This window comes from Paraplanobispora siamensis (assembly GCF_016863175.1).
GTDB classification, from domain to species: Bacteria; Actinomycetota; Actinomycetes; order Streptosporangiales; family Streptosporangiaceae; genus Planobispora; species Planobispora siamensis.
The window spans coordinates 154,654-163,618 of record NZ_BOOJ01000023.1 but is presented as its reverse complement, the minus strand read 5'-3'; the positions used below and the strand labels follow the sequence as shown (position 1 = coordinate 163,618).

The following is an 8,965-nucleotide window of genomic DNA, read 5'->3' as shown; positions in this document are numbered from 1 at the left end:
ACGCAAGGACACCCGAACACCCACGACACCGGAGCACCCGAGCACGGGGACCCGAACACCAGAGCACCCGACCGCTCGGACACGGGGGCGGTCGCGATGAAGGGGGCCGAGGAGCGCTGGGCGCCCACCGACGTGCGGCGCAGCCCGGGTGGACAGCACCCGGCTCACTGCGGGCGTGCTCCACGGGTGGGCGGCACCCGCCCCGCCGTACCCGCCTTCAGCCTCAGGAGCTACGTGTCTCGACCTTCCGAGAACACCGGATTCCCAGAACCTGCCGGACCTCCGCGTCCTGGATTTCCCGGAGTTCCCGGAGTTCCCGGGTCTCTCCGGTCTCCCGAGTCCTCTGGACCGAGGGCCCGGTCCGGGCGTCACCCACGCCCGGACCGGGTTACCGGTCGTCGTTGCCGTCCGGACGGCAACGGCGATCGGAGTGGCCTTGCCCCTCTCCCAGACACAAGGCCACGGAGGTCCCCGGCAGACTGGCGCGCACCCGCTGGGGAGTCCGCACCCGGCGGGCGCATGACCGCCGGGGACCCGCACCCGGCGGGCGGCGTGGGAACCCGCCCGCCGGGATCCTGGTTGGTGGCCCCGGACCCCCTCCAGCCCCCGGGGCCACCGCCCGGCCCTTCCGGAGTCAGAACACATCCGAAAGGCCGGGAGCCTCTCCTGCTCATCGCGCGCTTCCCGACAGCAGCCGCAGCCACAGCTCCTGCGCCTCCTTCGCCGGGATCCACGGCGACTCATGCACCACCACGCCCGCCGGCCCGCGATGCGTCCGCCGGATGAACATCAGCCCACCCGCCTGGCAGAGCTCGTAGAACGTCGCCTTGCAGTCACACGTGTGCTCCCTTATCCGCACCCGCGCCGCCCTGGCCTGCTCCCCTCTCCAGTCGATCCGTTCGTGCTCCGCCTGAAGAAGCCCCACGTGACGGCTGTGATGACGGCCCACCGCCATCACAGCCGCCTCGTGAGGTCCCATCTCCCGGCCGGTCACGAGACGACAATAGGCCACCCCGTCATCAATGGTCTACCACACGTATGTATTAGTTAAGAGGATGTACCTTTTACACTTACACGTACCTTTTGGTCTATCATTCGGGAATGCTCGACCGCGAAGGACCAATCCCGGTCTACAAACAGATCGCCGAGGAAATCCACGCGCGCATCCGGTCAGGCGAACTGGGCCCGGGCGAACCGGTGCCCAGCGAGGCGCAGTTGGAGATCCAGTACGACATCGCCCGGACCACCGCGCGGCGAGTCGCGAGAGAGCTTCGCGACCAGGGTCTCGTCTACACCGTCCAAGGCGAGGGTACGTTCGTCGGAGAGCCCGGCACACCCCGGCCCGACGATCAGATTCCGATATACCAGCAGATCGCGACGGGCCTCCGGGAACGCATCCTGCGCGGCGAACTGGTACCGAACCGGCGGGTGCCGAGCGAGAAGGACCTCATCAGGCAGTACGGCGTCGCGAAGGCCACCGTCCGTCAGGCCATGGAGTTCCTGCGGAACCAGGGCTGGGTGTTCACCATCCCTTATCGAGGCACATACGTCTCCCCCCGCGACAAGTGGCCTCAATCCCCATAAGTCAGCAGAAACGTCTCCGCTAGTACGGTATCCGTATCTTCTAGTTCCCCTCCCGTTCCCCTCGATCGATTTTTCACTTACCATGCGTAAGTGCTCGATCACGAAGGCGACACCCACCTCTACGTCCAGATCGCCGACATCATCAGGGAGCGGATCGCCAGAGAGATCCTCCTCGCCGGTCATGCCGTACCGAGCGAATCGGAGCTCCGCGAGGAGTTCGGCGTCGCCAGAACGACCGCCCGCCGAGCGATCCGGACGCTCCGCGACGAGGGACTCGTCCATGCCGTGCAGGGCGAGGGCACGTTCGTCGGACCGCCCGACGGAATCCGGCGCAGGAACCGGCCCACGCCGATGTACCGGGAGATCGCGGATGATCTGATGCGCACCATCCTGCGGGGCGAACTCCGGCCCCGTCGCCCGCTGCCGAGCGAAGCCGCGCTCGTCCATCGGCACGGTGTCGCCCGCGAGACGGTACGGCACGCGATCAGGATCCTGCGCGAGGAGGGCTGGATCTACACCGTTCCCCAGCGGGGCAGCTTCGTCTCCCCGCCCGAACGATGGCCTGCCGGGACGGGGCGATGAGGATCACCCGGTGAGAGGCGCGTGCCGGGACGCCTCCCGGTCTCCGTACGCCGTGGCGGAGGAGTCAGGACGACCGGGCGTGGAGGACTTGCAGGGCTCGGTCGGCGTGGATGTTCATGTTGGCCTCGTCGTGGATCACTTCGAGGATGCGGCGGTCGACGTCGATGACGAACGTCATCCGGCGGGTGAGGAAGGGGCCGACAGCGTAGCTGCGGCGGGCGCCGAGGCTGCGGGCGACGACGCCGTCGGGGTCGGACAGCAGCGGGAAGCCGAAGTCGTAGGTGTCGGCGAAGCGCTTCTGGCGCGGGACGACGTCGCGGCTGATGCCGACCGGGCGGGCGCCGACCTTGGCGAAGTCGCCGGCCAGGTCGCGGAAGTGGCAGCTCTCCAGCGTGCACCCCGAGGTCAGGGCCGCCGGATAGAAGAACAGCACCACCGGCCCGTCGGCCAGCAGGTCGCCGAGTTTGCGGGGTGTTCCGGTCTCGTCGAGCAGTTCGAAGTCCTCGACCACATCTCCGACCGCGACACTTCCGGCCACGACGTCCTCCCGGTGGTGCTCGAAACCCTCCGGCGGGCGCTTGTGGCGGATCTGGCCGGAGGGTCGGTGTCCTCGGATCCTGCCCCGGCGCCCGCGCTCGGCCCTGCGGCGGGGCGGGGTCCCGGAACAGGATCAAGGATGGTGCCCCGGGTTCAGTCGAGCAAGAGCTCCGCCACTATCTCTCCTTCGAACACCTGCCCGGTCGGCCGGAATCCGAGCTTGAGATAGAACTCCTCGGGACCGTACTCGTGCTGTTCCCAGAGCACGGTGACGCGCTTGGCGCCCCTGCGCCGGGCCTCCTCGCAGAGCTCCCGCACCGCGAAGCGCCCGTAGCCCTTGCCCTGGTGCTCGGCGGCGATGTTCAGCCGCCAGATGCCGCACTGGAAGAAGTCGATCGGGGAGTCGAACTCGAAGTTGCCCATGATGAACCCGACCACCTCGTCCCCGTCGCAGACCAGGCGGGGCCAGGCCGTCTCCCGGGAGGCGTAGGCCTCGGCCAGGGAGCGCTCGACCGGGGCGACGGTCCCCTCCTGCTCCGGCCGGATCCTGATCTTCAACGCGGCGCCGAGGTTGTCCCGGGTCACCTGTTCCAGGCGTAATGATGAGCTCATGCGGCGACGGTAGACCCCGTCACCGACATTCCCCGCACCCCGATCCGCCGCCACCTACGATCTCGGGGGACGGCGGGCGTCAGAACACCGGGATGATGTGTTCTTAGCGATCATGGGGCGCCCTGGCTGGAGTCGTATATTCAAGATCCTTCGGACGCCTGTGCGTCACTGGTGCGTCCGGAGTCCCCCAGACGCTTCTTCCACGCCTTCTTGATATCGGCGTGCGCATGCGGGTCATGATGCGAATACTGCTCGGTCGTCTTGATCGTCTCGTGCCCGAGGATGTTCTGCACCTGAAAGATCGGCACGCCCATCTGCACGAGCCGGCTGGCCGCGGTGTGCCGATTGGTGTGCGGCGGCGCGTACGCCACCCCGGCCGCCGCCACCGCCCGCGTCCAGTGCGAGTGGAACGTCTTGTAGTTCACCGGCCGCTCCGGGCCCGTCCGCGGGCGGAAGACCAGCGCGGCCGGATCCCGGCCCTCCATCAGGCGGGCCATCGCGCCCATCACGTGCGCGGGCACCGGGATGATCCGATCGGAGTGCTGGCTCTTCGGGTACGGCCGCAGGCCCTTCGGGGTGAGCACCCACCGGATCTCGATCAGCTCGCGCAGCCAGTCGACGTCCGAGCCGTGCAGGCCGGCCAGCTCCTCCCAGCGCAGCCCGGACCACTGCGACAGCTCGACCAGCGTCCGGTACGGCTCGAGGAGATGCTCCAAGATCCGAGCCTGCTCCTCATCGGTGAAGAAGCGACGCTTCTTCGCCGGCAGCGCGGGCAGCCGGACCCCGGTGCAGGGGTTGTTCATGATGATGGCCGGCGTCTCCTTGGTGGCCGCGCTCAGCATGGCGGAGAAGACCTTGTAGGCCAGGTGCACGGTCGGCGCACCGAGTGGCCCGCGGGAGCCGTCCCGCGCCTTGCCGCCCTCCTTGCTCAGGCGCTTGACCCAGCCCTCCACCTCCATGCGGGTGATGGAGTCCAACGGCCACTTACTCCAGTACGGCAGCACGTAGCGGTCGAGGTTCTTGCGGTCGCGCTCGGCGGTGGTGTCGGCCACGACCCGGGCCGCCCACCATCGCTCGTGCCACTCCTCGACGGTGGTGCGGCCGATGCGCGGATCGCGCCACTCCCCTCGCCGGAGCTCGGCCTCTTTCTCCTCAGCCCAGTTCTTGACGATGCGGCGCAGCTTGTCGGTCTTGGTGTAGCGCTTGCCGCCGGGCCCGCGCACGGTCGCCTGATACAGGCCGGACTTCAGCTTGCGGATGTAGGCCATGCGGCCTCCTGGGGGGTTATCGGGGGATGAGGTAGTGGCCGAGGTCGGAGCCGGCCACCGCGAGGGCGGCGGCGGCATCCTCGGACATGGCGGCGCGCACGACCTCGATGCACGCGACGCCGTCGATGTACTCGGCGGCGACCAGGCGCCCGCCGGGCAGGCGTCGGACGCGGTTGACGACGCCGATCGGTCCGGACCCGTGCCGCTCGGCGAGCTGGTGGAAGGGGGCCATCAGATCATCGGCCATGCGCTCGAGCTGACGGAGGAGATCGACCCCGGCCGCGATCTCTCGGGCGTCCACGCGGACGCGGATCCGGCCGGGGCGGTAGATGATCAGAGCGGGGGCCTCCAGGTCATCGAAGAGGTCAGGGTCGGCGAGTCGTCGGAAGCGGAATGTTCCGGGCATCCCTTGGTTCATAACGCATAATCACCGTTCGTACGCGTTCCGTATGCATCACCGAGTCTGCCTCATGTCGCGCCGATATTTGAGGATTCATCAGAAAGTCGGATTAGTCCCCTTCCTCGTCTTCCTCCGCCGCTAGTGCGGCCTCTGCTACCCGCCGGACCCGCCGGCGCGCGGCCTCGCTCAGGCCGTTCCGGACCGGCAGGATGATCACGTCGTCGCCGTGACGGATCTCCTCGACCTCATACTCCAGCCACTGCGCTGCAGCCATGCGCTTCAGCTCCTCCAGCTCACGGCTCCTGCCGGCCTTCAGCGCCTCAGGGTCTGCGCCCATCCCGGCCGCCAGGGCACGCAGGCGCCACAGCTCCGGCATCGGGCCGCGCCCATCGAGCAGGGCGTCCAGCCATTGCCCGTAGATCTGCTTCGTGGGATTGAGCGGATCAACGCAGCTGGTCACGAATCGGTTCTTGCTGACACCTCTACTCTCGGCGCGCTCCAGGTACGTCCGGACATGATCACTCAGGGGGGTTCGCAGCCCCTCGTCCTGCGGCGGCATCCAAGTGCCTCTCTACGTCGCCCTCGCCTCACGGGCCCCATGAGTTTCTGATGGATCATCAACTCGCGAGACCCATCGGTGTCCGCTAAATCGGACACCGATGAGGCCAATGAAACCAGAGCTGGGCGGTCACAGTCAGATCACCCGACCGAAATGCTGGACACCAGACAGGAGAGCGCCCTATTGTTTGTGATGAATCATCAAGGGGCACCATGCGACATCGTGAGGCGCTAGGCGACAAAGATCACCTGATGCCTCGATCCCCGAACCGAACAAGGGAGTACTTTTCCATGCCCGTGCTTTCTGATGAATCATCAAAAAGGAGGTCCGTTTTCATGACTCCCACTCGGCCGCTACTCCTCACGATTCCTGACGCCGCTGCGGAGATCGGGATCCATCGCAACACCCTGTACCGGAAGATCGCCGCGGGTGAGATCGAGGCGATCGACATCGCTCCCCCGGGCTCCAGCAAGACCAGGATCCGCGTTCCCCGCGCCGCCCTGGAGGCCTGGGCCGAGGGCCGGCCTCGCATCGTCGACACCTCTGACCGGCGCCCGTCCGGCCGCTGAGGGGGACAGGTGACCCCCCTCGCTGCCCTCGACCAGCGCCACGTCATCGCCGTCCTGGCCCGCATCGCCTCCCACGACGGCCTGCCGGTCATCGCCTGGTACGTCCCGCCCTACACGCCGGGCCAGCTCGAGGGCCGAGTGCCTGCCGATGACGACGACGCCAAGCGCGCCGCGATCGCCGCCTACGCCGACTTCCTCGGCACCGCGATCACCTCCCGCCCCTACGAGGGCCACATCCGCCTCGCCGTCACGGCCGCCTACCGCGGCGTCGAGGTGACCGTCTACGCCCACGTCGAGCAGCGCGAGACGGCCCCCGCCCCCCACACCTGACCTCCCCCTCACCGCGACCGCCCATCCACGAGAGGACACCGGACATGACGACCTCCACCTACGAGACCGACCGCCCCGCCGAGGCCCTGGCACAGCCCCAGATCAACGTCCCCCTGCTGCGGCGGGTGCTCGCCCAGATCGAGGCCCACCCGCAGACCTGGTATCAGCAGACGTGGCGCTGCGAGAGCGGCATGTGCGCCGCCGGCTGGGCCGTCGAGCTTGCCGACGGTGAGTGGGCGTTCTCCCTCCGCCATTTCGCCGCCGACGCGGTCATCGCCACCCCCGAGGAGATCAGCGCCGGTCTCAGCTACGACCTCGAGGGCAAGACCGTGGTCGACGCCTGGCTGCGCGCTGAGCGTCTGCTGGGCATCTCGCGTATCCAGGCGGCGGAGCTGTTCGAGGCGCGTAACTCCCTCGACGACCTCCGCCACATCGTCGGCAGGCTGATCGCCGAGGTGTCGCGGTGACGGCCGTCGCCGCCGGCCGCCGGGTCACGCCGACCGCCCGCCTCGTCCTGCCTGCGAGCGCCGATCGCGCCGACTGGCTGGCCGCCCGCCGCCGGGGCATCGGCTCCAGCGACGTCCCCGACGTCATGGAGGTCGGCTACAAGACCCCGCTGCACGTCTTCTACAACAAGACCGGCGCCCTGGCCGAGGAAGACCTCGGCGAGCCCGCCCTGTGGGGCACCCTCCACGAGGAGACCATCGCCCGCGAGTGGGCCCGCCGCAACCGCAGCGTGGTGCGCCGGGTCGGCCTCATCGCCCACGACGAGCACCCGTGGATGATGTGCACCCTCGACCGGCAGGTCGCCGAGTGCCCGCTGTCCCGCGACGTGCGCGAGCGCTGCGCTCTGGAGGTCAAGCACCGCAACGCCTGGGCCGCCTCCCGGTGGAAGCGCGCCGTACCCGATGACGTCCTCGCCCAGACCCTGTGGCAGATCGCCACCTCCGGCTACGACCACATCCACACCGCCGTCCTCATCGGCGGATCGGACTACCGGCAGAACGTCATCCGCCGCAAGGGTAACGAGCAGCTCATCGCCGACATCGCAACGGTCTGCGGCCAGATGTGGGACCGCATCCAGGCAGGCCGCCCGCCCGCACCGTCCGGCGATCCCGAGCGGCTCATCGAGCTGTGGGACCGCCTGCACCCGAACCGGGAAGGCTCCGTCGACCTGGCCGCGACCGACGCCCACGAGCAGCTGCTCGCCTACGAGGACGCCCGGCTGCGCGAGAAGGCCGCCAAGAAGGAGAAGGAGGCCGCGAAAGCCGAGCTGATCCGACTGCTCGGCGACGCCGCGATGGCCTCCTTCGGCAACGACTACGTCTACGGCCTCAAGCCGACCAGCAAGGCGAACGCGGACCTGGACCGCCTCGCCGAGGAGTTCCCCGAGGCCTACGCCGAGTGCGTCTCCGAGACCCACTCCACCCGCCTCGACATCGCCCGCGAGTACCGCCTGACGGAGTCCCTGACATGACCCTCGCCGAGAAGGCCGCCAAGATGGCCCGCCCCGACGACCAGCCGCCGGCCGACTGGCCCGAGCCCGCCGCCCCGGCGTCGCCCGGGTCCATGATCGTCGAGCCGCTGCCCGACGTCGACATCCCCGTACCCGAGGGCGGCCCCGAGCAGGTACCCGTGCAGGTCGCGTGGGCCAACGTCATGGGCGAGGTCCGTGCCATCACCAAGGGGCAGCAGACGACCGAAGGCCCCCGGTTCCACTACCGGGGCGTCGACGACGCGCTCAACGTGTTCGGCCCCGCCTGCCGCGCGCACGGCGTCCTCGTCCTGCCCCACCGCGTCGAGCCGTCCTACCGGGACACCAAGACCAGCAAGGGCAACGCCACCCGCGAGTGCACCGTCCTGGTCACCTACCGGATCTACGGGCCGAAGGGCGACTACCTGGAGGTGCAGGCCGCCGGCGAGTCGCTGGACTCCGGCGACAAGGGATCGGCCAAGGCTCAGGCGGTGGCGCTGCGGACCCTGCTCTATCACGCCGGTCTCGTGCCGACTCGCGATCCGGACCCGGACGCGAACACCATCGAGCGCGGCGAGGCGAACATCCGGCCCGCCTCCTCCTACGTCGAGGAGATCGCCGACCCGCGCACCAGCCCGGCCCGTCTCCGGCAGATCCACCACGAGCTGAAGTCCACGAGCCAGCTCGGCGCGATGGTCACGAATGAGGTCGGCGACGACGAGCCGATCGGCCAGATGGTCGTCCGGATCGGCAAGGAGCGCAGCGCGGCGGGCGGCGCGTGATGGCCCTCGTTCTGAACTCCGCGGACTCCGCCGCCCTGCACTACCTGCACTCCGGCGCCGTGACCGTCCTGTCAGCCAGCACCCCCGACGACGGGCCCCGCGCCCCGCTGTACGTCCACGCGCTCGTCGCCGGCCACCGCGTGTTCCTGCGCACCGGCCGCTGGTCGTGCTCCTGCCCCTACGAGGGGTGCGCCCACATCGCGCCGGTGGCCCTGATCACCGGCCACTCCACGTCCGTCCGCCCGACCCCGTAAAAAGCCCCCCGCCG

The 8,965-nt window shown here is 69.0% G+C and carries 14 protein-coding genes; 8 read left to right on the top strand and 6 right to left on the bottom strand.

Annotated features, from left to right (window positions below; genetic code table 11):
• Positions 1 to 670 precede the first annotated feature (670 nt).
• The gene (locus Psi01_RS13080; protein ID WP_204064246.1) at positions 671 to 925 is read right to left on the bottom strand and encodes a hypothetical protein; all 255 of its coding nucleotides are present in this window, start codon (positions 923 to 925) and stop codon (positions 671 to 673) included.
• A 176-nt stretch (positions 926 to 1,101) separates the two neighbouring features.
• Between Psi01_RS13080 and Psi01_RS13075 the strand changes: the two genes are divergently transcribed.
• Positions 1,102 to 1,584, top strand: a complete 483-nt coding sequence (locus tag Psi01_RS13075) for a GntR family transcriptional regulator (RefSeq protein ID WP_204064245.1) — start codon at positions 1,102 to 1,104, stop codon at positions 1,582 to 1,584.
• 90 nt (positions 1,585 to 1,674) lie between these two features.
• A complete protein-coding gene (locus Psi01_RS13070) occupies positions 1,675 to 2,166 on the top strand; it encodes a GntR family transcriptional regulator (RefSeq protein ID WP_204064244.1) in 492 nt (163 codons plus the stop codon).
• 64 nt (positions 2,167 to 2,230) lie between these two features.
• Here the strand turns inward: Psi01_RS13070 and Psi01_RS13065 are convergent, their stop codons facing one another.
• The 5 genes from Psi01_RS13065 to Psi01_RS13045 form a co-directional block, all read right to left on the bottom strand.
• The gene (locus Psi01_RS13065) at positions 2,231 to 2,704 is read right to left on the bottom strand and encodes a peroxiredoxin (protein WP_204064243.1); all 474 of its coding nucleotides are present in this window, start codon (positions 2,702 to 2,704) and stop codon (positions 2,231 to 2,233) included.
• A 152-nt stretch (positions 2,705 to 2,856) separates the two neighbouring features.
• Complete coding sequence (locus Psi01_RS13060) at positions 2,857 to 3,315, bottom strand: GNAT family N-acetyltransferase (RefSeq protein WP_204064242.1); 459 nt, start codon at positions 3,313 to 3,315, stop codon at positions 2,857 to 2,859.
• A 140-nt stretch (positions 3,316 to 3,455) separates the two neighbouring features.
• Positions 3,456 to 4,583, bottom strand: a complete 1,128-nt coding sequence (locus Psi01_RS13055) for a tyrosine-type recombinase/integrase (RefSeq protein ID WP_204064241.1) — start codon at positions 4,581 to 4,583, stop codon at positions 3,456 to 3,458.
• A 16-nt stretch (positions 4,584 to 4,599) separates the two neighbouring features.
• Positions 4,600 to 4,989, bottom strand: coding sequence for a hypothetical protein (locus Psi01_RS13050; protein ID WP_204064240.1), 390 nt, complete (start codon positions 4,987 to 4,989; stop codon positions 4,600 to 4,602).
• A gap of 103 nt (positions 4,990 to 5,092) precedes the next feature.
• Complete coding sequence (locus Psi01_RS13045) at positions 5,093 to 5,542, bottom strand: hypothetical protein (RefSeq protein ID WP_204064239.1); 450 nt, start codon at positions 5,540 to 5,542, stop codon at positions 5,093 to 5,095.
• A 335-nt stretch (positions 5,543 to 5,877) separates the two neighbouring features.
• Here Psi01_RS13045 and Psi01_RS13040 point away from each other — a divergent pair, with 335 nt between their 5' ends.
• The 6 genes from Psi01_RS13040 to Psi01_RS13015 are packed head-to-tail and all read left to right on the top strand — an operon-like array spanning position 5,878 to position 8,951.
• Positions 5,878 to 6,111 (top strand): helix-turn-helix domain-containing protein, encoded by a 234-nt coding sequence (locus Psi01_RS13040; RefSeq protein ID WP_204064238.1) that lies wholly within the window; start codon positions 5,878 to 5,880, stop codon positions 6,109 to 6,111.
• 9 nt (positions 6,112 to 6,120) lie between these two features.
• Complete coding sequence (locus tag Psi01_RS13035) at positions 6,121 to 6,441, top strand: hypothetical protein (RefSeq protein WP_204064237.1); 321 nt, start codon at positions 6,121 to 6,123, stop codon at positions 6,439 to 6,441.
• 44 nt (positions 6,442 to 6,485) lie between these two features.
• Positions 6,486 to 6,908, top strand: coding sequence for a hypothetical protein (locus tag Psi01_RS13030; RefSeq protein ID WP_204064236.1), 423 nt, complete (start codon positions 6,486 to 6,488; stop codon positions 6,906 to 6,908).
• Positions 6,905 to 7,918 carry a YqaJ viral recombinase family nuclease gene (locus Psi01_RS13025; protein ID WP_204064235.1) on the top strand — a complete coding sequence of 338 codons (1,014 nt, stop codon included), beginning with the start codon at positions 6,905 to 6,907 and terminating at the stop codon, positions 7,916 to 7,918. The genes Psi01_RS13030 and Psi01_RS13025 overlap by 4 nt, the downstream gene beginning before the upstream one ends.
• Positions 7,915 to 8,697, top strand: coding sequence for an ERF family protein (locus Psi01_RS13020; protein WP_204064234.1), 783 nt, complete (start codon positions 7,915 to 7,917; stop codon positions 8,695 to 8,697). The genes Psi01_RS13025 and Psi01_RS13020 overlap by 4 nt, the downstream gene beginning before the upstream one ends.
• The gene (locus tag Psi01_RS13015) at positions 8,697 to 8,951 is read left to right on the top strand and encodes a hypothetical protein (protein WP_204064233.1); all 255 of its coding nucleotides are present in this window, start codon (positions 8,697 to 8,699) and stop codon (positions 8,949 to 8,951) included. The genes Psi01_RS13020 and Psi01_RS13015 overlap by 1 nt, the downstream gene beginning before the upstream one ends.
• Positions 8,952 to 8,965 lie beyond the last annotated feature (14 nt).